At 44.6% G+C, this 21,711-nt stretch carries 20 protein-coding genes; 6 read left to right on the forward strand and 14 right to left on the reverse strand.

Annotated elements, in window-relative coordinates:
* Positions 1 to 65 precede the first annotated feature (65 nt).
* Entirely contained in the window at positions 66 to 515 is a 450-nt protein-coding gene (locus KIT90_RS08765) for a low molecular weight protein-tyrosine-phosphatase (RefSeq protein WP_039987834.1), read from the reverse strand.
* A gap of 117 nt (positions 516 to 632) precedes the next feature.
* Between KIT90_RS08765 and cobO the strand changes: the two genes are divergently transcribed.
* A complete protein-coding gene (gene cobO / locus KIT90_RS08770; protein ID WP_285376299.1) occupies positions 633 to 1,238 on the forward strand; it encodes a cob(I)yrinic acid a,c-diamide adenosyltransferase in 606 nt (201 codons plus the stop codon).
* Positions 1,239 to 1,313: 75 nt separating this feature from the next.
* Here cobO and KIT90_RS08775 read toward each other — a convergent pair whose 3' ends face one another.
* From KIT90_RS08775 to apbC, 3 genes are all read right to left on the reverse strand, one after another.
* Positions 1,314 to 3,404, reverse strand: a complete 2,091-nt coding sequence (locus tag KIT90_RS08775) for an AsmA family protein (protein WP_285376301.1) — start codon at positions 3,402 to 3,404, stop codon at positions 1,314 to 1,316.
* Positions 3,405 to 3,593: 189 nt separating this feature from the next.
* Entirely contained in the window at positions 3,594 to 4,235 is a 642-nt protein-coding gene (gene udk / locus KIT90_RS08780; RefSeq protein ID WP_005439612.1) for a uridine kinase, read from the reverse strand.
* 181 nt (positions 4,236 to 4,416) lie between these two features.
* Positions 4,417 to 5,493, reverse strand: a complete 1,077-nt coding sequence (gene apbC, locus KIT90_RS08785; protein ID WP_285376302.1) for an iron-sulfur cluster carrier protein ApbC — start codon at positions 5,491 to 5,493, stop codon at positions 4,417 to 4,419.
* Positions 5,494 to 5,650: 157 nt separating this feature from the next.
* On the opposite strand from apbC, the gene metG reads away from it, so the two are divergent.
* Positions 5,651 to 7,711: a methionine--tRNA ligase gene (gene metG, locus KIT90_RS08790; protein ID WP_208444857.1), complete on the forward strand. Its 2,061-nt coding sequence runs from the start codon at positions 5,651 to 5,653 to the stop codon at positions 7,709 to 7,711.
* Positions 7,712 to 7,778: 67 nt separating this feature from the next.
* Here the strand turns inward: metG and KIT90_RS08795 are convergent, their stop codons facing one another.
* The 4 genes from KIT90_RS08795 to KIT90_RS08810 all read right to left on the reverse strand — a co-directional run bounded on the left by KIT90_RS08795 (position 7,779) and on the right by KIT90_RS08810 (position 9,631).
* Positions 7,779 to 7,964, reverse strand: coding sequence for a hypothetical protein (locus KIT90_RS08795; RefSeq protein ID WP_240694500.1), 186 nt, complete (start codon positions 7,962 to 7,964; stop codon positions 7,779 to 7,781).
* Positions 7,965 to 8,193: 229 nt separating this feature from the next.
* Positions 8,194 to 8,547, reverse strand: a complete 354-nt coding sequence (locus KIT90_RS08800) for a hypothetical protein (protein ID WP_285376308.1) — start codon at positions 8,545 to 8,547, stop codon at positions 8,194 to 8,196.
* A gap of 10 nt (positions 8,548 to 8,557) precedes the next feature.
* The gene (locus KIT90_RS08805; RefSeq protein WP_285376311.1) at positions 8,558 to 8,785 is read right to left on the reverse strand and encodes a hypothetical protein; all 228 of its coding nucleotides are present in this window, start codon (positions 8,783 to 8,785) and stop codon (positions 8,558 to 8,560) included.
* Between the two features lie 21 nt (positions 8,786 to 8,806).
* Entirely contained in the window at positions 8,807 to 9,631 is an 825-nt protein-coding gene (locus KIT90_RS08810; RefSeq protein ID WP_285376312.1) for a hypothetical protein, read from the reverse strand.
* A 344-nt stretch (positions 9,632 to 9,975) separates the two neighbouring features.
* Here KIT90_RS08810 and KIT90_RS08815 point away from each other — a divergent pair, with 344 nt between their 5' ends.
* Positions 9,976 to 10,782 (forward strand): hypothetical protein, encoded by an 807-nt coding sequence (locus tag KIT90_RS08815; protein ID WP_285376313.1) that lies wholly within the window; start codon positions 9,976 to 9,978, stop codon positions 10,780 to 10,782.
* An 85-nt stretch (positions 10,783 to 10,867) separates the two neighbouring features.
* Here the strand turns inward: KIT90_RS08815 and fadR are convergent, their stop codons facing one another.
* Complete coding sequence (gene fadR, locus KIT90_RS08820) at positions 10,868 to 11,707, reverse strand: fatty acid metabolism transcriptional regulator FadR (protein ID WP_005439619.1); 840 nt, start codon at positions 11,705 to 11,707, stop codon at positions 10,868 to 10,870.
* A gap of 639 nt (positions 11,708 to 12,346) precedes the next feature.
* Between fadR and nhaB the strand changes: the two genes are divergently transcribed.
* Both nhaB and dsbB read left to right on the forward strand, forming a co-directional pair.
* Positions 12,347 to 13,933, forward strand: coding sequence for a Na(+)/H(+) antiporter NhaB (nhaB, locus tag KIT90_RS08825; protein ID WP_005439621.1), 1,587 nt, complete (start codon positions 12,347 to 12,349; stop codon positions 13,931 to 13,933).
* Positions 13,934 to 14,019: 86 nt separating this feature from the next.
* Positions 14,020 to 14,556: a disulfide bond formation protein DsbB gene (dsbB, locus tag KIT90_RS08830; protein ID WP_285376315.1), complete on the forward strand. Its 537-nt coding sequence runs from the start codon at positions 14,020 to 14,022 to the stop codon at positions 14,554 to 14,556.
* Between the two features lie 83 nt (positions 14,557 to 14,639).
* On the opposite strand, the gene KIT90_RS08835 is transcribed toward dsbB, so the two are convergent.
* Positions 14,640 to 15,248 (reverse strand): SEC-C metal-binding domain-containing protein, encoded by a 609-nt coding sequence (locus tag KIT90_RS08835; RefSeq protein WP_285376317.1) that lies wholly within the window; start codon positions 15,246 to 15,248, stop codon positions 14,640 to 14,642.
* Positions 15,249 to 15,404: 156 nt separating this feature from the next.
* On the opposite strand from KIT90_RS08835, the gene dusC reads away from it, so the two are divergent.
* The gene (gene dusC, locus KIT90_RS08840; protein ID WP_285376318.1) at positions 15,405 to 16,364 is read left to right on the forward strand and encodes a tRNA dihydrouridine(16) synthase DusC; all 960 of its coding nucleotides are present in this window, start codon (positions 15,405 to 15,407) and stop codon (positions 16,362 to 16,364) included.
* Between the two features lie 67 nt (positions 16,365 to 16,431).
* On the opposite strand, the gene KIT90_RS08845 is transcribed toward dusC, so the two are convergent.
* From KIT90_RS08845 to KIT90_RS08860, 4 genes are all read right to left on the reverse strand, one after another.
* Positions 16,432 to 17,892 (reverse strand): GGDEF domain-containing protein, encoded by a 1,461-nt coding sequence (locus tag KIT90_RS08845; protein ID WP_285376321.1) that lies wholly within the window; start codon positions 17,890 to 17,892, stop codon positions 16,432 to 16,434.
* A 114-nt stretch (positions 17,893 to 18,006) separates the two neighbouring features.
* Positions 18,007 to 19,833, reverse strand: coding sequence for a maltodextrin glucosidase (gene malZ / locus KIT90_RS08850; protein ID WP_285376322.1), 1,827 nt, complete (start codon positions 19,831 to 19,833; stop codon positions 18,007 to 18,009).
* 141 nt (positions 19,834 to 19,974) lie between these two features.
* The gene (locus tag KIT90_RS08855) at positions 19,975 to 20,769 is read right to left on the reverse strand and encodes an ABC transporter ATP-binding protein (protein ID WP_285376324.1); all 795 of its coding nucleotides are present in this window, start codon (positions 20,767 to 20,769) and stop codon (positions 19,975 to 19,977) included.
* Positions 20,766 to 21,701, reverse strand: a complete 936-nt coding sequence (locus KIT90_RS08860; RefSeq protein ID WP_285376325.1) for an ABC transporter permease — start codon at positions 21,699 to 21,701, stop codon at positions 20,766 to 20,768. The genes KIT90_RS08855 and KIT90_RS08860 overlap by 4 nt, the downstream gene beginning before the upstream one ends.
* Positions 21,702 to 21,711 lie beyond the last annotated feature (10 nt).

Here is a 21,711-nt window from a genome sequence, read left to right on the forward strand (position 1 = left end):
ATGAGCATGACTCATCCCTTTTACTATCCAGCTTTCGGGCTCATCGCCCTACCCAAACTATTTGATCAAAGCTTCTTTAGAATCGTCTCTGACGCGTCTTCAATCAAATCCAATACCAATTCAAAACCTGCATCACCGCCATAGTATGGGTCTGGGATCTCGTCATAGTCGGAATCACCGTGACTTAAAAATAACGATACTTTATGGCGATGTTCTACCGGGCAAATATCCAATAGATCGGCAAGATTCGCTTTATCTGCCGCTAACACCATATCAAATTCATCGAAGTCCCCTATCGTTACCTTACGAGAGCGCATCCCTTTGAACGAATAACCTCGTTGCTTTCCTGCTTGCATGGAGCGTGCATCAGGCGGATTTCCGGCGTGGTAACCAATCGTTCCTGCCGAGTCCACTTCCACTGAAATACCCAACTCTTTAGCTTTTGCTCTTAATACCGCTTCACCAGTTGGCGAACGGCAAATATTTCCCATACAAACAACGAGTAGTTTCTTCATTTTATTCCCTGAATTATCGATGGTTTTTCTTCACGACATGTTGGTCTATCATAGCGAGATAATTCGATGAACCCAAGTTAGCACGGGCAAAGCACACAACGGAATTGAGGAAGTACTATGTCTATCGAGGAAAACAAAGAAGCACGCCATAAGGCTCGCCAACAAAAAGTAAAGGAACAGGTAGACGCAAAAATCGCGGCCGCCCAAGAAGAGAAGGGCCTACTGCTGATCATAACCGGCAATGGTAAAGGCAAATCGACTTCAGGTTTCGGCACGATTACTCGCGCAGTGGGTCATGGATTGAAGTGTTCCGTTGCTCAATTTATCAAAGGCACATGGGATAATGGTGAGCGCAACCTACTCGAAAAACTCGGCGTTGAGTTTCAAGTAATGGCAACAGGCTTTACTTGGGAAACGCAAAATAAAAGCGCAGATACCGAAGCAGCACAGTTGGTATGGCAGGAATGTAAACGCATGCTTGGCGATGAATCAATTGATGTCGTCTTGTTTGATGAACTGACGTACATGGTGAGCTATGGTTACATCGACTTGGATGAGGTCGTAGAAGCCCTAAACAACCGTCCTAAAATGCAGTCTGTTGTGATCACTGGCCGCGGAGCACATCGCACTCTGATTGAAATGGCCGATACCGTATCGGAAGTAAAGAACGTCAAACACGCTTTTGAATCTGGCGTAAAAGCGTTAAAAGGTGTGGATTGGTAATCTATTCATCGTGTAATAAGTAATAAAAAGGGTTGGCACATTGCCAACCCTTTCTCTTTTGCATTTAGACCGCTGTTAATTGAACAAGCCTTTCAATAGACCATCAACGGCCTCTTTGGTCTTCTCATCTTTGATCTTGTCCGTTAGCTTCTCTACGCCACGATCAATTTCTTTCTGTGCTTTTTGCTTCAACACATCGTCAAAGACCAACTTAAATTTAGGTTCCGCCCATTTGCCAGAAACGTTGATAGGAATAGTGATGTCTTTAAGCTCATCGATATTCTTACCGCCCTGACCTTCCAGTGAACCTACAATCGAGGTGCTGATGGTAAAGTCGACCGTTTCGTTTAGGTAGTTCGCTTGACCTTTACCACGAATGCGAAGAAGTGGAGACTGCGCTTTCATGTTATCGGTAGAAACCACACCTTTGTTCAACTTCAAGGTCGCTGTCATCGCGCTGAAGTCCGTTTTCTTGACTTCATCAGTGCCATCTACGCTCTGGCCTTTGAATCGCGCGTAGTTTTCACGGATAAGCTGAGCGACGTTAATGCCATTAACAGCGCCATCCGCAAAGTTAATCACAACCGTGCCTGTTAGATTTTTCTTGATGCCTGTTGGCGTTAGGCTCTTACCACTGATGTTCACATCAATGTTACCTGTGCCCTCTAGCATGTCGTTATTTGCTACATCAACAAGTAACGGTTGGACTTGCACGCCTTTGATAGATTTCTTCGCAGAGTAAGTGGCTGGCGATTTACGCGCATCCAGTTTGGCTGTTGCGGTGATCGTGCCTTGGTACAACTTAGAGCTGAATGAAGTAAGATCAAATATACCACGATTAACAGAGAAGCTTGCTTTTACCGCTTCCATTTTCGCGTTCGCTGCTTTGAACTTATCAATCGTAATATCACCCTTCACATCAAGCGTTTTTAGTGCCGATAAGTCTGGTTCAACTTCTGGCCCTGCTGCTGGTGCTTTGCTACCACCTGATGCTGGTTTATCACCCGCTTGAGCTTGCTTATTCAAGCCTAGGAATTCATCCAAATCGATATTAGGACTATGCACTACAAAACGTACTTTCGGAATATCACCTAAAGTCACATCCGCTTTACCGTCCAATGAAATAGCGTTCGCCGTTAGCTTCTCCAACACAAAGCTCAGGTGGCTCTTAGTTAGGTCGAACGAAAGGTCCGAAGCCATATCCACTTTCATTGGTGATTGAGGCAGCGCATCCCCCTCAAAAGTTGAGTTGAGCGTCAACTTGTTCAACTGCACTTTGCTGATGGCTTTATCGACCGTTAATTCGCCGCCACCCTGCATATCCAGCTTCATACCACCAGCTTCACCTTTCAATGCATAGCTTAGGTTGTTTACTTTATCGAATTCAAACGTTTCCAAACCAATCGTTGCTGATTCAATCTTGTTTGTCGCATCTGAATAGGTTGCATCGAAGTTGATGTTTTTCAAAGCGTAGCTTGCAAGGCCTTTTGCCAATTTAAACTCCGCTTTACCTTGCGCGGTGAAGGTTTGCTCATTCATCTCACCTTTCACGCCAAAGTCTGCGGTTGTCCAGTTATCGAAAGCAAACTGAGAAAGGTTTAGTGAGATATCAGAAAGCTTAGTGTAGCTTCCGGCTTGTTTATCTTGGATTTCAACATAGCCATTTGAGATGCTGACACCGGCAAGATTGATCGTCCAATCAGAAGCGGCGCTTTGTGAGTCTGCGGCTTGCTCTGGTGCTGCATCAGCCGTTTGTTCTGCTTGTTGAGTTTGTGCTTTGGTTAATGCATCAATATTCTTCGTGCCATCTTTCAGTGTTTCAAGATAGAACTCTGCACCATCAAGGGTAACGTTACCAATTTCTAGCTGTTTGCTTAATAGCGGGGTAACCGAGACATCAACACCGACCGTTTCAACTTTAAATAGATTTGGCTGACTAAAACCTTGTGGGTTTCTTAGCTCAGTGCGACCCAATTCGAAACCAATCGATGGGAAAAACTGCCAACTAATGTCCCCTTCAATGACTAATTCCAAACCGGTTTGCTTTTGCGCTTGCTCCACAATAAGTGGTTTAAACTGGTTTGGATTGACAAAAATCACTAACCCTAAAATAACAGCCAAAATTGCCACAATTGGGATGGCAATGATTAAGAGCAGTTTCTTCATTCGCTTTTTCCTTGCTCGAGTGTTTTTACAATTATAAGCGCAGACTTGTTTTATCGCCGACAGTTCCACAAAAGCGTGAAAAATGTCCGGTTTTCCGTTGCAACTGACTAATTTAAAAACAAAAAAAGAAGTGGCACCTAAGGTGCCACTTCTTCATACAAAAATAAAGCGATATAGCCGTCTAAAGGCTTAAGCTTTCAGAAGTTTTGCAATGTGCGCTTTAAGAACGTCGATTGCGATACGGTTTTTACCACCGCGAGGAACGATGATATCCGCGTATTGCTTAGAAGGTTCGATAAACTGCATAAACATCGGACGAACAGTCTGTTGGTATTGCTTAAGAACAGACTCCATAGTACGACCACGTTCTTCAACGTCACGTTTAACACGGCGTAGTAGACAGATATCAAGTGGCGTATCCATAAATACTGTCGCGTGCATTAGGTCACGTAGACGAGGGTCGGTTAACAGCAAGATACCTTCAAGAATGATTACCTTTTTAGGGGTCATTGGAGTGGTGTTGCTTGTACGAGTGTGCTCTGTGTAGCTGTATTCTGGAACTTCTACAGCTTCTCCACGCACCAATTTCTCTAGGTGTTCACAGAGTAGGTCGTGGTCCAACGCGCTCGGGTGATCGTAGTTAGTCTTTACACGCTCTTCCATGCTTAGGTTGCTTTGGTCGTTGTAGTAGCAATCTTCCGTGATGACACCGATTTGATGATCGCCCACTTTCTCGCGAAGCTCATTGTAAATTGTGCTCGCGATCAGACTTTTTCCCGAAGCAGAAGCGCCAGCAATACCGACGATGACGCATTGATTATTATCAGACATTAATTTGCACCCGATGATGATTTTCTAGTCACATAAAAAGATAAACTGCCTGATTATAGGGAGTTCACCCCCTCGTGACTAGCTGGAATTAGGGTTTCGTTATAAGTTTCTGTCAGCTCAGAGGATTAACCTCCGAGCAAACGTTTAAATGTGCAATATTCAACCAGCGTTGATATTAAACTCAGTTCACCATAGTAAAACTGATTGCATCCGGTTTGGCTTTACCCTGCCAATACATGGTGCCACAAACTCGGTCAGCAAGCTGTTTGTAGTAGCCCGCATGCTCACTATCAGGGCGTCTCGCCACTGTTGGGATACCGGCATCGATATCTTCTCGCATAGAGATATGAAGCGGAATTTGCCCAAGCAGCGCCAAGCCAAATTCTTGTGACATTTTCTCTGCACCACCAGTACCGAAAATATGCTCAACAGCCCCACACTGACTACAAATGTGGTAACTCATGTTCTCAACGACGCCAACAACTGGCACGTTGACTTTATGGAACATAGCCGCGCCTTTACGTGCATCCGCTAACGCAAGATCTTGTGGTGTAGTAACAAGGACCGTACCTGTTACTGGAATCTGCTGTGAAAGCGTTAACTGAATATCACCCGTACCCGGCGGCATATCGATAACAAGATAATCAAGCTTCGGCCAATCCGTTTCGGTTAGCAGTTGTGATAGCGCTTTGGAAGCCATAGGGCCACGCCAAATAGCCGCTTCCGATTTATCCACCAAGTAACCGATAGAATGAGTATAGATGCCATGAGCAAAAATTGGCTCCATCCATTTAGCGTCACGAACTTCAGGCTTTGCGTCTTCTTGACCTAACATCATAGGAACCGATGGGCCATAAATGTCAGCATCTAACAAGCCAACTTTTGCACCCGACTGTGCAATGGCTAAAGCAAGGTTAACCGCGGTTGTCGATTTACCCACACCTCCCTTTGCTGAGCTAACTGCGATAATGTTTTTCACGCCTTTGACAGCATTGGTAACTTGCGTCTCGAGCGCTTTGATATTCTGTTCGATGTGAAAATCAAACGCTGGAACATCACCCGATGACTGCTGCCCTTTAATCCAACTGCTCAACGCAACTTGGAGTTCGTTGCTCGCAAACGGTAAGGTAATTTGAATGCCACCTTGTGCGGGGATCGTAACCATACCATTAATATCTGCCCAGTTTTCCACCAACTGTGGATGTTGAAACTGGTTAAGCCAATGACAAAAATCTTGTTTTGAAGTGAACTGATGCATGAGGCCTCCTTTATGCATCTAATCGTAGCACCCAGCGGCGAGATTCAGAACCCCAAAAAAACTAAGGCAATCCATGGTTTGATGCCTTGGCGTTAGGGAACTCATGGGGTAGTATTAGTCTCTATTTTTTATACCTATCAAAAAGCGATTATTAAGTATGGCAAACGATCCAAGAAAACTGCTGGTAACTTGTGCCCTTCCGTACGCTAATGGTTCGATTCACCTAGGTCACATGCTTGAGCACATTCAAGCTGACATCTGGGTTCGCTACCAACGCCTACGTGGCAACACTGTAAACTTCATCTGTGCTGACGATGCTCACGGCACGCCAATCATGCTAAAAGCACAACAGATGGGTATTACGCCAGAAGAGATGATCGCTGCAGTGAGCGAAGAGCATCAAAAAGACTTCGCTGGCTTTGATATTAGCTTTGATAACTACCACAGCACACACTCAGAAGAGAACCGTGAACTGGCTTCTCACATCTACCTTGAGCTGAAGAAAAACGGTTTTATCTCTAGCCGCACGATTTCTCAACTGTTCGACCCTGAGAAAGAAATGTTCCTACCGGATCGTTTCGTAAAAGGTACTTGTCCTAAGTGTAAGTCGGAAGATCAATACGGCGACAACTGTGATAACTGTGGTGAGACGTACAGCCCAACTGAACTGATTAACCCGAAATCAGCAGTATCTGGCGCAACTCCAGTAATGAAAGACTCTGAGCACTTCTTCTTCGACCTACCTCAGTTCGAAAGCATGCTAAAAGAGTGGACTCGTTCAGGTTCTCTACAATCTGAAACGGCTAACAAGATGCAAGAGTGGTTCGAATCAGGTTTGCAACAGTGGGATATCTCACGCGATGCACCTTACTTCGGCTTCGAAATCCCAGGCGAGAAGAACAAATTCTTCTACGTATGGCTAGATGCACCGGTTGGCTACATGGCTTCTTTCAAGAACCTATGTGACAAGACTGAAGGTCTAGATTTCGACGAATACTGGAAGAAAGACAGCACAACTGAGCTTTACCACTTCATCGGTAAAGACATCGTTTACTTCCACTCTCTATTCTGGCCAGCAATGCTAGAAGGCAGCGGTTTCCGTAAGCCAAACAACGTATTCGTACACGGCTACGTAACGGTAAACGGCGCGAAGATGTCTAAGTCTAAAGGTACGTTTGTTAAAGCAAGCACTTACCTGAATCACCTAGATCCAGAGTGTCTGCGTTACTACTACGCGGCAAAACTAAACAGCCGTATCGACGACCTAGACCTTAACCTTGAAGACTTCACTCAACGTGTTAACGCTGACGTAGTAAACAAGATTGTTAACCTAGCTTCTCGTAACGCTGGCTTCATCTCTAAACGTTTTGAAGGCAAGCTTGCTGAAAATTTTGCAGAGCCTGAGCTATACAACGAATTCGTTGCAGCAGCAGACCGTATCGCAGAGCTTTACGAGACTCGTGAGTTCGGCCGTGCGATCCGTGAAATCACAGCACTAGCAGACAAAGCAAACCAATACGTTGACGAAAAAGCACCTTGGGTTGTTGCAAAAGAAGAAGGTAAAGATCAGGAACTACAAGAAATTTGTTCTGTAGGTATTAACCTGTTCCGCGTTCTAATGACTTACCTGAAACCAGTTATGCCTGCACTAGCAGCGCGTACTGAAGCATTCCTAAACGAAGAGCTAACTTGGGAAGGCATTGCTGCACCACTGACCGGTCACGAGATCACTAAGTTCAAAGCACTGTTCAACCGTATCGATCCTAAGAACATCGAAGCGATGATCGAAGCATCGAAAGAAGACGCAGCGGCAGAAATGGCAGCAAAAGAGAAAGCGGAAGCAGAAAAGAACAAAGCTAGCCAAACTGAGCTAGATAAAGATCCAATCGCTGAAGAGATTGAGTTCGATGCTTTCGCAGCGGTTGATATGCGTATTGCTCGCATCATCTCTTGTGAAGAAGTACCAAAAGCAAACAAACTGCTTAAGTTCCAACTAGACATCGGCGGTGAAACTCGTCAGGTGTTCTCTGGCATCAAGTCAGCGTACAAACCTGAAGAGCTAGAAGGCAAGCTAACTGTAATGGTAGCGAACCTAAAACCTCGTAAGATGAAGTTTGGTATGTCTGAAGGCATGATCCTAGCCGCTGGCCCTGGTGGTAGCGAACTATGGATTCTTGAGCCACACGAAGGTGCTCAACCAGGTATGCGTGTAATGTAATCCTCTTCGCATAATAGAAAGGCTTAACTAGTTCAGTTAAGCCTTTTTTACAACGAGAGAAAATTACTTAGTGCAACCTATACTCTTCCGGTCCCCAAGTAATGATCGCACCACACACAAGGAAAAGCACAAAGCTGATGCTTACAACATACGCAAGTACTCTATCAAACGTTGTTGCGTATTTTAGTATTAGTTGGTCATCCACAAGTGATACTTTAGCTGGCTTTCCTCGCATCAATACCGATGTGTACATGGGAAATCTAAACCCCCACCCATTTCTGTCCCAACCAATAGGGTCATGACCATCTCGCAACATTTTTTCTCAATCCGCTCTACCGATATACGAATAAAAAGCAAGGTACTCACTAGCCAAGTGCATCCAATAATCATGTTTACAATATCAAAATAAAACACTTTGCTCCCTAGAACAGGATTTGGCCTTTCAATTAGGCTTGTACTCACCGTTCTACAGAGCCCTGCGCTTAACTGGTTTTCACTCTGTACTCTTCAGGCCCCAACCCCATTACTGCTCCCAAAGCAAGTGCCATCACGAAGCTTACTGTGACAATATACGCAAGCACTCGGTCAAAGACTGTCGCATACTTTAGAATAAGTTTGTCTTCTACCAGCGACACTTTCGCTGGTTTACCTCGCATCAACACTGAGGCGTACATAGGAAATCTAAAACCCCACCCATTTCTGTCCCAGCCAATTGGATCGTGACCATCCTGCAATATTTTTGTCTCAATCCGCTTTGCTGATACACGAATAAAAACCAATGTGCTCAGTAACCATGTCCAACCAACAATCATCACTATAAGATCGAAATAAAACACAATTACTCCTTTAAAACCAATTTACTTTAGAGCTAGTTTCATAGGTTTTTTCTGCTAAACCTTGCCCAAACCAATCACCCATTTTTGCAGCCGCATAACCAACCCCTAACCCAACACCAATAAGTACTACAATACCCAGTGGCCCCGCTGCTAACGCAATCCCCATACCTGCCGTTACAACTTTTGCGGTCGTCCATGCCCCTGCAGCGTTACTCGCTCCGAAGCCTGCGACTTCCATCACCGCTTTTTTTTGCCAATCTTAACCATTACTCTTCGCATTGCGAACGTTGTTGAATCTAACACTTGCATCTATGGCAATAATCTTTTTTCCAATAACATCAGAGCCAACCTCTAGTGCTCTAACAGAACGTATATTGGCAAGAGATGTGAGTTGAAGCTTACTTGAGTTCCTGCCGCTTTTAGCTATGTTTATTCCTCGTTCAGGGTTACTCCAGATATTGCCTTTACTACTCTTAACTCGACCTGAGTAATGAGTCAGTTCTTTTAGAAACTGCTTGTTTAAAGAGTCATGTGCGTACTTAACTTTGTTACCTAGCTTCAGAAGTTCAGTTTTATTGGCTCCACTTTTAGCAGCAAATCGTACATTGATCAGCGCATTCTGATAGCTGAGCAACGCTTTACCAAAGTTACTCATCCTAGCCTGTTTTTCATTGATCGCGGTTGCCGCAGCTCCAGCGGCGGTGTATTCATCCAACTTTCCGCCCATAACGGTATTAGTTGCATCTAGGAACGGCTTAATTTCTTTTTCATAGATGTATGCTATTGCCTGTAAGTTTTCATCGCCAAATTCGCTAGAAAGGTGGGCCACATTTCTTTTCGTTTCTTGAGACCAACTCTTCACTGTGTCAAGAGCGCATGCAATATCTGGCCTATCATTCCTAATTTTCTCTACGGAATTAGACGAATTATTACTTAGAATGAACGGAGTCCCTGCAGGGATAAAGGTGCCGAGTATATGCGGATTATCTTTTCTGAACTGGCTGTAGGCTGTTTTGTTTTTGACATCTACAGGTAACTTTGACTTTGGTGTTGTACTAAAGCAAATTTCAAGCGCGTTGGACAAAGTAATTCCCTCTGTTATTCACATAAACAACCCATAGCATATACAAATAGAACATCATTTAGCCTATCGGCATTGTGACTTGAATCGAGGGTTCCTGAGCAATTAAATGCAAATAGAAAACTTTGCGACTTTAGAACTAGCACTAATTTCATCCAATCAGGAAAGGTATAAACAACTGCGATGTAATTTGACCAAATTCACACTTTTGGGGAGATTACGCACCAAGTTCGTACAGCTCCTTTTTCTAACCCAAAGTAAGTCATTGTTTTAATTTACTTTAATTATTGGCATCAAAACTGCTCCTTCATCGTTGCTAGGTCAAAAGCACTAACAAGGAGTTGGTTATGTTTGTTTTGATTTCTACTTTGATCTCAATTGCCATTCTGGCAGGGATCTATCACTTGGCTGCGAAGCGAGAAAAGCAACATGCTCGCAAATATCAATTACTCACCTTATTACGCGATGTGGTTCACCTACTGCGCCGTCACCGAGCGGTGACCCACTATTCTATCCAATACCAACAACATCATGAAAAAGAGATAGAGCAAATTCATCAGGAGTTAGGTCATAAACTGCATCAGCTCGTGGAAACTTCTCGCTTTGAGAACAAACCCATGTATCGCGTGCTGCAAATCAAAATCGATAAGTTGATGGAACAATGGCAGGGCAACACGGTAGCGCGGAATCAGATGGAGCATGGCAAACTGATCCGTCATAGTTTGTTCTTAATGGATGAAGTTACCATCGCATGGCTCGCTATTGCCCAGAGAGACGAGTTACATGACGAGTACCATATGAACTGGCAAACCGTGATTGATAGCTTAGAAACACTGACACAGCTCCGTATCAGCATTCAAGACATGCAAGATAGAGGTGGGCCTGAACGGATGAGAAATTACGCCTCGGTAATGATTAGAAGACTCAATCAATTGGCAGTAATTAGCCCCTTGAGCGTTGCCTCTCCGATGTCTGCTAGGTCGATTCAATCTCTGAATGAATATATAGAAGGTGAAGTATTGTCACTGAGTGAAGAGGAGTTATACGACATTACCTCTGACTTGTCCCTTACTGTGTTCAATACCTATGACCAGATGCTATCAGACATCATTGAGACCATTTACCTACCATTACCCAGACTGTCCTTAGCCTAAATCGAGCTTCGGAAAAGCAAACACAAAAAAACCGCAGGGTGATACCTGCGGTTTTTATATGAAATCGTTGGACTTCAACAATCGATTAGCTGTCGTCTTCTGTAAAGTTCGTTGGCAGCTGTTGTTTCATCTCATTCCAGATTTGCGCACTTTCCATACCGTAATGACGAATCACCACTGGAAGTTGCTCACGCTGGCCTGTTTCACAGGTTTCTAGAAGCTGGCGGTAGAAGCGCAGTGCTAAATCACGTGATGCAGGGTTTGAGAAGTAGTAACTACCTACACGGTCGTATAGTTTTCTCAAGCCATTAAAAATCAAACCGTAGATCTGGTTGCCTGAGTGGAACGCCAAGCGTTGGAACAGCATGTAGTCGTAGAAGTTAAACGTCTTAGCAATCAGAATTTCCTGACGCTTCGCTTCATCCTTCTCGTTGTCTTCTTTCACACTTTGCAGAATTTTGTCTGCGTATGGAGATGCTGCAATAAAGTCATCCCATGAAGGTGCTTTAACTAGCGCTTCACATGAGTCGATAACATTTTGAATAGTACGCTCAGACGCCTCTTTATTCGCTTTAAACGCGTAACGCATAAAGATTGGGCTGATGTTAGTACGTGCAGCAAGCAAATCTTCCACAATGTTCGTTGCGTTATCAACATCAAGTGTCATTAGTGTATCCAAAATATGCAGACCTGACGTCTCCATGAATTGGTTCACTTTAGTTGGCTTACCGTGCTGGATGGTCAACCAACCGTCGCGCGCAAGGCGCTGAAGCACTTCACGTAAAGTCGTACGGGTAACACCAATAAGTTCAGATAGCTCACGTTCAGCGGGTAATATTGAGCCAGGTGGAAAACGGCCGTTCCAAATGCTCTCGATTATGTATTTTTCTGCGAAACCCGCAGGGCTTTTAGCCTTAATGACCATTCTGTTTTTATCCAATATTGATTTCTAAGGGTCGATGCGACTCATCATACCACTACTTAACGATTTGCGAAAATTAACGATCAACAAATGAAACGAAATCTCAATATAGAGTTAATACTCTACATATATCCTTAATTTAAAACCCTAATCACTTGGAACCAAACGCGCAAAATTTATATTTTGCAAAAATTGGAACAGCCACAAACTCACGGAAAATAAAGCCTACCCCGTCACATTTTTCTGCTCAAAATATGCAAAATAAATTTGTGTTTTACGATTAATATTCTTTCTTAATTTATCTTTTCTCGTAATTGACTTTGTTTTAAATTCCAAGGTGATTTTTTTTAATCTTTTCATGGTATAGTAACGCCGTTTTGATCGCGTTATTACAAATAAAAAGCAGTTTTAGTCGGCAGCATCACGTTTTGTTATTGACTATAAAATGCCGAGGTGTAGAGTTGCGGTCGAAAGTGAGCGGTGCTTAAGTTCAGGGGAAGTAACTTGGCAAGACTACAGTAAAACAATGGATTGTTGTTTTTCTAAGTTATTGTTTTAAAAGACTAGATAATAAGTCTAACAAACAGATACTTAAGCACTATTGTAGTGTCTATTCATAATTTTGTTATAAAGAGAATTATCATGCCGATGTCGCTCGGAAATGCCTTTATCAAGAACTTCCTTGGTAAAGCGCCTGATTGGTACAAAGTTGCCATTATAGCCTTCCTAATTATTAACCCGATTGTATTCTTCCTAATTGACCCATTTGTTGCAGGTTGGTTGCTAGTAGCGGAATTTATTTTCACGCTAGCAATGGCGCTGAAGTGTTACCCACTTCAACCCGGCGGTTTGCTTGCAATTGAAGCGGTTGCTATCGGTATGACCAGCCCTGCACAGGTGAAGCACGAGCTGGTAGCGAATATCGAAGTACTTCTACTGTTGGTATTCATGGTTGCGGGTATCTACTTTATGAAACAGCTTCTGCTGTTCATTTTTACAAAGATCCTGCTTGGTATTCGTTCGAAAACGTTACTTTCACTCGCATTCTGTTTCGCAGCGGCGTTTTTGTCAGCATTCTTGGACGCGCTGACCGTTATTGCCGTTGTAATCAGTGTTGCAGTTGGTTTCTACTCGATTTACCACAAAGTGGCTTCTGGAAACCCTATCGGTGACCACGACCACACTCAAGATGACACCATCACCGAGCTAACGCGTGATGACCTGGAGAACTACCGCGCATTCCTACGTTCATTGTTAATGCACGCAGGTGTTGGTACAGCACTAGGTGGCGTTACTACCATGGTTGGTGAACCGCAGAACTTGATCATCGCTGACCAAGCGGGCTGGTTCTTTGGTGAGTTCTTGATTCGTATGTCTCCAGTAACGTTGCCAGTATTCATCTGTGGCTTGATCACGTGTGCGGTTGTAGAGAAGCTAAAAGTGTTTGGCTACGGTGCGCAACTGCCTGATAACGTTCGCCAAATCCTAGTCGATTTCGACCGTGAAGAACGCAAGACTCGTACTAACCAAGACGTAGCGAAACTTTGGGTTCAAAGCCTTATCGCTGTTTGGTTGATTGCCGCACTTGCACTTCACTTAGCAGCTGTTGGCCTGATTGGTCTTTCTGTAATTATCCTAGCGACTTCGTTTACTGGTGTTATCGAAGAGCACTCGATGGGTAAAGCGTTTGAAGAAGCTCTGCCATTTACAGCACTACTTGCAGTATTCTTTGCGGTGGTTGCCGTTATCATCGACCAAGAGCTATTCAAACCTGTTATCGATGCAGTACTTGCTGTTGAAGATAAGGGCGCTCAACTTGCTCTGTTCTATGTTGCTAACGGTCTGCTTTCGATGGTTTCGGATAACGTATTCGTGGGCACAGTTTACATTAACGAAGTGAAGACAGCGCTTATTGAAGGCCTTATCACTCGTGAACAGTTCGACCTGCTAGCCGTTGCAATCAACACAGGTACTAACCTACCTTCAGTTGCAACGCCAAACGGCCAAGCTGCGTTCCTATTCCTACTGACATCAGCACTAGCACCTTTGATTCGTCTATCATACGGTCGCATGGTTATCATGGCGCTTCCTTACACGGTTGTATTAGCGCTTGTTGGCTTGATGGGCATCATGTTCTTCCTAGAACCAGCAACAGCATTCTTCTACGATGCGGGCTGGATTGTGCCAAGTAGTGGTGATCTAACTCCAGTTGTGTCAGGTGGACACTAAAAATTTGAGTTGATTAGGAAACTTATCCAAGTTAAAAAGCTCTGAGTAATCAGAGCTTTTTTATATTTTCAGACAGGATTGTAACCGTGAGTATTTTTGCATCACTTAACCAGTTTTCGAAGGGACGCTTATCTTGGCTCCTGCTCCTTTTGGCCATCGTCTTTTTTGAAGCTTGCGCCCTATTCTTTCAACACGTCATGATGCTAGCACCGTGTGTTATGTGTATTTATGAACGTGTCGCTATGATGGGAATTGGTGTCGCGGCAATGATTGGTCTTGTTGCACCAAACAACCCTCTCGTGCGCTGGATAGCGTTAGCTGCATGGGGAGCAAGTGCTTATAAAGGTTTGATGCTGGCGATGCAGCACGTCGACTATCAGTTCAACCCATCACCGTTCGCAACATGTGATTTATTCGTGACTTTCCCGAGTTGGGCTCCGCTAAACCAATGGGCGCCTTGGATGTTCGAAGCGTATGGTGACTGTGCGAAGATTGTTTGGCAATTCTTTGGCCTTTCAATGCCTCAGTGGTTAGTTGTCATCTTCGCAGGTAACTTGGTTGCACTTGCATTCATCGTGATTGCTCAGTTCTTTAGTGCTAAGCGCAAAAATCCAATTCAGTAATCGGTAATAATCTTTCACGCTTAGTACCGAGCAAGCAGATCAAAAAAGCCGACTATCAAGTCGGCTTTTTATTTATATTGCAATTACTTACCGCAACACTGTTTGAACTTCTTACCACTTTCACAAGGACAAGGGTCGTTACGGCCAACGTCTTTAAACGGGTTCAAGCTCTTAGATTTTTTACCTACCATCAATTCATCAGCACCAAGCGCTACTTCGTTGATCATGAGATCAAGTTGATCCACCAAATCGGCTAACGCTGGCGGGTTCTCAATACCTGCATCACGCATTTGCTGTTGCGTTTGCTCTTCATCAATCGCCAACATCATGGTGGTCAATAATGCTTGCAGCATACGCTCTAGACCATCGTTGAGCACAACCTCGTGCCATTGCTCCTCAATCATTGGCCACACAGACATAAAGCCTTCAGCAAAGTCTGCGAGCTGCTCAGCATCACTATTGGTCAGCGTAAGAATCGAGTACTCATTACGCAGAATGTAGTTATGCTGTTTGTGAATCTGCTCTTCAACAGCTGGCTGAATGGCTTTAAAACCTTCACCAAGTAGTGGCTCTAGCCAGCTTTCTGGTGTTAGCGGTTTTGTCATCAGGTTTGCAGCAAATACTGCACCTTCCAAAAACAGTGAAGATTCGTCTAGCTGAACTTCACCTTTCTCAATTAATGTGTATTGCATGACATCTGGTTTCCCATGAATTTGGCGGCATTATACCCCAGAGCTAATAAGATGCTAGTTGATGCCGCTCGATGCTGATGAGTCTTTTAATGACAAACTTCACTCACATCGCTACAATCGCCCTCCTTTTTACCACCAAACTGTATTAGGCAAGCTATGCGAGTTGTATTAGGCCCGATGGAAGGCGTTTTGGACCATTTGATGCGCCAAATCCTGACCGAGATAAACGACTATGATCTGTGTGTGACAGAGTTTGTTCGAGTCATCGATCAGCTGTTACCTGATCACGTATTCCATCGTCTGTGTCCTGAGCTTCTTCAAGGCTCACAAACTGCATCTGGCGTACCTGTTCACGTACAGTTACTTGGTCAAGAACCAAATTGGATGGCAGAAAACGCAATCAAAGCCGCTGAGCTTGGTGCGCGCGGTATCGACCTTAACTTCGGCTGCCCTGCTCGCTTAGTGAACAAGAGTAAAGGTGGCGCGGCACTTCTTCAACATCCAGAACTGATTCATAACGTGGTAAAAGCATGTCGTGACGCTGTTCCAAGCAATATTCCTGTTAGCGCTAAAATTCGTCTCGGATGGGAAAACCCTGAAGACTGTTTTGAGATTGTTGATGCCATTCAATCTGCTGGGGCAAACGAGCTGACGGTTCATGCCCGTACGAAGCAAGGCGGCTACAAAGCCTCTGAAATCAAGTGGGAATACATCACCCAAATCCGTGAACGTTTTGACATTCCATTAATCGCGAATGGCGAAATTTGGAACTACGAAGATGGCCAACGTTGTATTGAAACCACAGGCGTTGATTCTCTAATGGTTTGTCGCGGTGCATTCAATATCCCAAATCTGGGTAATATGGTGAAATACAACCATAAACCAATGGTTTGGGCAGAAGTCGTCGAGCTACTGATTTACTACTCTCAGTTTGAAATGAAAGGTGACAAAGGTTTGTACTATCCGAACCGCGTAAAACAGTGGTTCTCTTACTTACGCCAAGCTTACCCAGAAGCAAATGATCTGTTCCGCGAGATCCGCACGTTCAACAAAGCGGCACCAATCGTTGAGCACATTCAGCGTTATCGTGACGAGTTGCAGTCTCGCGTCGCGTAAAGCAAGTTAAAGCAGTTTTTAAGATCAAAAAAGGGCGATGAATTCGCCCTTTTGTTTTATCTGCTACTTAGTAGCAAATCTTATTCTTGCCGGTGCTCTTTGCTTCATAGAGCTTTTCATCGGCTACTTTGAACAGTTCATCAAAGCTCTCTAATTGAGAGGAAGACTTGAACTCGACACCGCCTGATACTGTAAAACCACCAGCAACCACCCTTTTCGAGTTTTTACTAATCGCTTTTCTTACTCGCTCCAATATACGCAGCATGCTATCGAAATCTTCATCGTAGATGGCAAGAACAAACTCTTCACCACCAAAACGCGATGCCACATCCGAATGACGAATATTGTCACGAATACACTTAGCTACAAGACGAATTGCATCATCACCGACATCATGCCCATAGGTATCGTTAATCGCTTTAAAATCATCGATATCAAAAACGGCAAGCGCGACGTGCTTCTTGGTCATTTTGTTGCGCCATACCGCTTGCATGCCACGTCGATTGAGTAAACCCGTCATCGGGTCTTTCGCTGCCAACTCTTTGAAATAACGGCGCTCTGTTTGTGTATTGACCAAGAATAGAGCAACGGTACTCAACACATAGATAAAGAATGCAACCGCAACGCTGTATTTCTCGAACGCCAACAGATTCTTGAACTCGCTCCACAGTTTGTATTCGTAATAAATGCTGTGGTCAGCACTTAAACGGTCGTGCTCCACAGGTTGAATTCGCATTGCGTTTTGAGGTATCGGCGTGACGTTAGAAATGATATGCAGCTTACCCGCGAGATTCTCATTGGTCTTAAGTAGTTCATCGACATCAAAATCAATGGATAGAACCCCTTGATGAACAGCCTTCTCATAAATAGGTACTGTCAAGCTGATGACTTGACCATCACGACGAGCCAGCATTGGCGCAGGACCTGACATGGTGACTTTTACGGTTTCTTGAGCTGTCTTTTGCCAAAATGGCCGCGCTTTTAGCGTATTCCATAGCTCTTGGGAAAAGTTTTCAGCATAAGTATCTGGCGATGAGATAACGTAGCCACGCTGGTCGATATAGTGGATACCTATAATGTGCGATTCAATATCGTGCAAAAACGACAATGACGGAGCAAAACCCGCTTTCTTTTCTGCCAAATTAAACAGAGCGGAGCCTTGCTCACATAATTCTTTTTGACCAACAATCATGTAATCCAGTTCGACCGCAGGTAAACCTCCCGAATGTTTGTTTTCTAAGAGCAATACGTCAATGGGCCATACGTAACACATGCCATTTCTTATCATATGGTTGTGTTCTTGAAACAAAGGATGGGCTGGATTTGAATAATTAACAAAGCTGTAGTCTAAAGCGGTAAGCACTTTAATCGCTCGATTCAACGCACGATCAATCTGCGCATACTCCAACGTGATGTAACGATTCATCGCATCGTAATAGTTCTTCGCAGTCACGATCATGACAACAATGAATAAGAAGAGTGGGAAGAAGATGACAAACTTGAGGCTAAATCGCCTTTTATTACCCATTGAACACCATTGGCTTTTAATAATTTCAGCCCTTCGAAAGTACTGACTACCGAAGGGCTATTTATAGTTTTTCACTTATGTATTCATAAATTTTAATAAATAAGGCATCAGGTGTCACTTCACTTGCCATATTTTGCAGTTCAATGCTGGGATATTGACAGAAAAATGACGTTCAGCCATCTCGACTTCACCTTTGTCTAATATTTGATGCAAGTGTGTTGCATTTAAGCCAAGTTGCCATAAAGGCAAGTTAACATTTTGTTCGTATTTACTCAGGTTAAATGCCACAACTATTGTTTCTTCTTTCCATTGTCGAGCGTATACCATGACCTGCTCATCATAATGGAGCCATAGCAAGCTACCGGACTGTAGTGCCTTGTATTGCTTGCGAATTCTTATCCATTCACGATACAAAGGCAGCCACTCAGACTCGGCAACCTGGTCCCACGGGAAGCAGCGGCGGTTGTCAGGATCAAGCCCACCTTCTAATCCCACTTCGCTTCCGTAATACAGGCAAGGCGTACCAATGTAAGTCATGAGTAAAGCCAGTGCGATTCGCATTTTTTCTTTATCCCCGTCCAAAAGCGTCAGAAAACGGGCGGTATCATGACTATCTAACTGATTAAGTTGAGACAATTGGTTGGCAAAAGGGACTTTAGCTCGCGCCTCATCCATCCACTCTTTAAAATCTAACGCATCGATGTCAATTGGGTCATACATGATGTCTTGCTTAGCAATCAGGGCACGAACTGGATGAGCAAAGCCGTAGTAGTTCATAGCGCCATCTTCTTGCCCACCTTGTAACCATTGTGTTGCCTCAAAGAAATGCTCACCTAACACATAAGCATTAGGGTTGATCGCTTTGGTTGCTTTGCGGAACGCTTCCACATAATGCGCATTGTTCTTTGCGCCATCGCCTTCACCCAACATGTGAATAACGTCAAAGCGCCAACCATCGACAGAATATGGTGGTTTGAGCCAGTGTTTGATCACCGCCTCTTCACCTTGGTAGATGTGATCGCGAACTTGCTCGTTCTCAAAATTCAAAACCGGTAAATTGCCAATGCCTTTCCAGCCAATGTACTTGTTGGTTTGTCCCTCGAAGAAGTAATAGTCGCGAAAGTCCGAGTCCGGCTTACCATAAGCCCCCTGACCTTCTTGTTTAATATCGAACCATGGATGATGAACGGACGTGTGGTTAAATACGGCATCCAAGACAATCTTCATCTGCTTGCCACGAATTTGCTCACACAGCTGCGCAAACTGTTCGTTAGTGCCAAACATAGGATCAATATTAAGGTAGTCTTTCGTATCGTACTTATGGTTGCTTGGCGCCGTGAAGATAGGATTGAAATACAACGCCGTCACGCCTAAGTCATCTAAGTAATCGAGTTTCTCTTCAACGCCTTTTAAATCGCCGCCGAAGAATTCGCGCGCGCCCGTATTTTGATGAGAGCCGACCGCCTCTCCCCAAGATTTCACCATGGTATCTGGGTCGTATTGCGCGTAAGCATTTCGGATTGCTTGCTCATCTTGGCTTGCCGCAAAACGGTCTGGGAAGATTTGATAGAAGACTTGTTCTTGCACCCAGCTCGGTGGCTGAGACTGCGTGTTCAGCTTAAAGTGGAATTCTTTCGGTGGCATCCGTTTATGTACACCTCTGCCATCTAACCAAAGTTGCTGATTGCCTTTGATGAGTTTAAATACGTAATGAGTGACATCACGATCTCGGTTCGCTGCGAACTGTGCTTGCCATAGTTGAAGTTCACCAGCCTTGCCGCGAGGTAGCATCTCGATAAGATATTCTTCGTTGTCAGGCTCACAGCGTACATGCACGCTATCAAACTTAACGTTTTCAGTTTTCAGAGTGACGGTTAGCAGTTCACCATCAAATACAAGGCCATCTTCGGTCTGGCTATGGAAGATAAATGGAAGGGTCATGGTAAGTGCTCTTAGTATTGGAATATTCCACTATTTTAATAAAGAGTATTTACCGAAAAATCCTCCTTTCGACATTGCCTTAGATGCAATTTTCTCAAGGAGGATCACGTTTGGTAGGCGTAGTTTTGCTCTTTCTTTAAGTTAGCTCAGCAACAAGCTGTCATCTGCCAACTCTTCACCACGCACTTTAGAGAACATTTCGAGTAAGTCTGGGACTTGCATATTGGCACGTTGCTCACCTGCGACATCAAGAACAATCTCACCTTGGTGCAGCATGACCGTTCTGTCACCGCAAGCCAGCGCATCTTTCATTGAGTGCGTCACCATCATCACTGTGAGGTTGAACTCGCTGACGATACGTTTGGTTAAATCGATAACAAAAGCCGCCATGCGAGGATCTAACGCAGCGGTATGCTCATCTAGCAACAACAGCTTACTGTCTGATAGTGTTGCCATGACCAAACTGACCGCTTGTCGTTGCCCGCCAGAAAGCAATCCAATACTGTCCCCAAGGCGATCCTCAAGCCCTAAGCTAAGAATGCTAATGCGCTCTTGGAAAAGCTTGCGACGTTGAGAAGAAAGCGCCATTCCCCAACCTCGACGCTTACCTCGCATGTAAGCTAACGCCATGTTTTCTTCGATGGACAAATCCCCACAAGTACCCGCTAACGGGTCTTGGAATACACGAGCACATTGAGTCGCTCGTTGCGCCACGGTTTTCCGGGTTACGTCTTGCCCATCAATGATCACCTGACCGCCAATCATCGGCGTCTCCCCTGTCACCGCCCCGAGCAAGGTCGATTTCCCTGCCCCATTGGAGCCAATAACGGTGAGAAACTGATGTTCAGGTACTTTTAACGAGACACCTTTCAAGGCTCTGTTTTCCAAAATGGTTCCGGGATTAAAGGTCACTTGGATATTGTTCAATTCAATCATAGCGCCTCCCCTGAACCATTTTTTGATGCGGCTTGCTTTGCACTGGTCGCGCGTTGTTTCGCTTTCATGCTCTGTTTCAGTTTTGGCGCAATCAACGCCACTGCAACAAGCACAGCCGTCACTAAGTTTAGGTCCGATGCTTGTAGGCCAAACATGCCGGAGCTCAACGCAAAGGCAACAGCAAGTCGATATAAAACTGAGCCAATAATGACCGCACAAACCGCAACCCAGATTTTACGCCCTGGTATAAGAGTTTGACCGAGGATAACTGCAGCTAAGCCAACTACGATCGTACCCACACCAGAAGTAACATCGGCAAAGCTGTTGGTTTGAGCAAATAGAGCACCAGCAAAACCGACAAAACCATTAGAAAGCGCTAGGCCGAAGTAGGTGTAAAAAGAAGTACTTGCCCCTTGAGCGGCTACCATTCGAGCGTTCACCCCTGTCGCTCTTAACCCTAAACCAAAGTCACTGTTAAGAAGACGTACGACAAACAAAGCAGAGAGCAATACTAGTACGCCGACAACCAACGGCCGGATGTACATAGAATCTCCCATGGCTTCAAACGGAGTAAGAATGGTGTCTTCCCCTAGAAGGGCCATATTGGGCTTACCCATGATGCGAATATTGATAGAGAACGCCGCAATCATGGTAAGAATAGAAGCCAATAGGTGAAGAATGCCGCATCGAACGGCAAGAAAAGCGGTTACCCACCCAGTCATCCCACCCGCAATAACAGCCATTCCGGTTGCGATCCAAGGGTTGATGCCGGCGACGATTGCAGTGGCAGCAACGGCGGCCCCCATCGGGAAACTGCCGTCGACACTTAAATCAGGAAAATCAAGAACACGAAACGTAAGGTAAACGCCCAAAGCCACTAAGCCGTAAATAAGGCCAATTTCGAGCGCACCAAAAAAAGCAAATGCAGACATAACTGCTCCT

Source organism: Vibrio sp. B172a (assembly GCF_030248355.1).
Lineage (GTDB): Bacteria > Pseudomonadota > Gammaproteobacteria > Enterobacterales > Vibrionaceae > Vibrio > Vibrio owensii.

Excerpts from the sequence above, each read along its gene's own strand:
- KIT90_RS08765 (WP_039987834.1), bottom strand. The coding sequence starts at position 515 with ATGAAGAAACTACTCGTTGTTTGTATGGGAAATATTTGCCGTTCGCCA.
- cobO (WP_285376299.1), top strand. The coding sequence starts at position 633 with ATGTCTATCGAGGAAAACAAAGAAGCACGCCATAAGGCTCGCCAACAA.
- KIT90_RS08775 (WP_285376301.1), bottom strand. The coding sequence starts at position 3,404 with ATGAAGAAACTGCTCTTAATCATTGCCATCCCAATTGTGGCAATTTTG.
- udk (WP_005439612.1), bottom strand. The coding sequence starts at position 4,235 with ATGTCTGATAATAATCAATGCGTCATCGTCGGTATTGCTGGCGCTTCT.
- apbC (WP_285376302.1), bottom strand. The coding sequence starts at position 5,493 with ATGCATCAGTTCACTTCAAAACAAGATTTTTGTCATTGGCTTAACCAG.
- metG (WP_208444857.1), top strand. The coding sequence starts at position 5,651 with ATGGCAAACGATCCAAGAAAACTGCTGGTAACTTGTGCCCTTCCGTAC.
- KIT90_RS08795 (WP_240694500.1), bottom strand. The coding sequence starts at position 7,964 with ATGTACACATCGGTATTGATGCGAGGAAAGCCAGCTAAAGTATCACTT.
- KIT90_RS08805 (WP_285376311.1), bottom strand. The coding sequence starts at position 8,785 with ATGGAAGTCGCAGGCTTCGGAGCGAGTAACGCTGCAGGGGCATGGACG.
- KIT90_RS08815 (WP_285376313.1), top strand. The coding sequence starts at position 9,976 with ATGTTTGTTTTGATTTCTACTTTGATCTCAATTGCCATTCTGGCAGGG.
- fadR (WP_005439619.1), bottom strand. The coding sequence starts at position 11,707 with ATGGTCATTAAGGCTAAAAGCCCTGCGGGTTTCGCAGAAAAATACATA.
- nhaB (WP_005439621.1), top strand. The coding sequence starts at position 12,347 with ATGCCGATGTCGCTCGGAAATGCCTTTATCAAGAACTTCCTTGGTAAA.
- KIT90_RS08835 (WP_285376317.1), bottom strand. The coding sequence starts at position 15,248 with ATGCAATACACATTAATTGAGAAAGGTGAAGTTCAGCTAGACGAATCT.
- dusC (WP_285376318.1), top strand. The coding sequence starts at position 15,405 with ATGCGAGTTGTATTAGGCCCGATGGAAGGCGTTTTGGACCATTTGATG.
- KIT90_RS08845 (WP_285376321.1), bottom strand. The coding sequence starts at position 17,892 with ATGGGTAATAAAAGGCGATTTAGCCTCAAGTTTGTCATCTTCTTCCCA.
- malZ (WP_285376322.1), bottom strand. The coding sequence starts at position 19,833 with ATGACCCTTCCATTTATCTTCCATAGCCAGACCGAAGATGGCCTTGTA.
- KIT90_RS08855 (WP_285376324.1), bottom strand. The coding sequence starts at position 20,769 with ATGATTGAATTGAACAATATCCAAGTGACCTTTAATCCCGGAACCATT.
- KIT90_RS08860 (WP_285376325.1), bottom strand. The coding sequence starts at position 21,701 with ATGTCTGCATTTGCTTTTTTTGGTGCGCTCGAAATTGGCCTTATTTAC.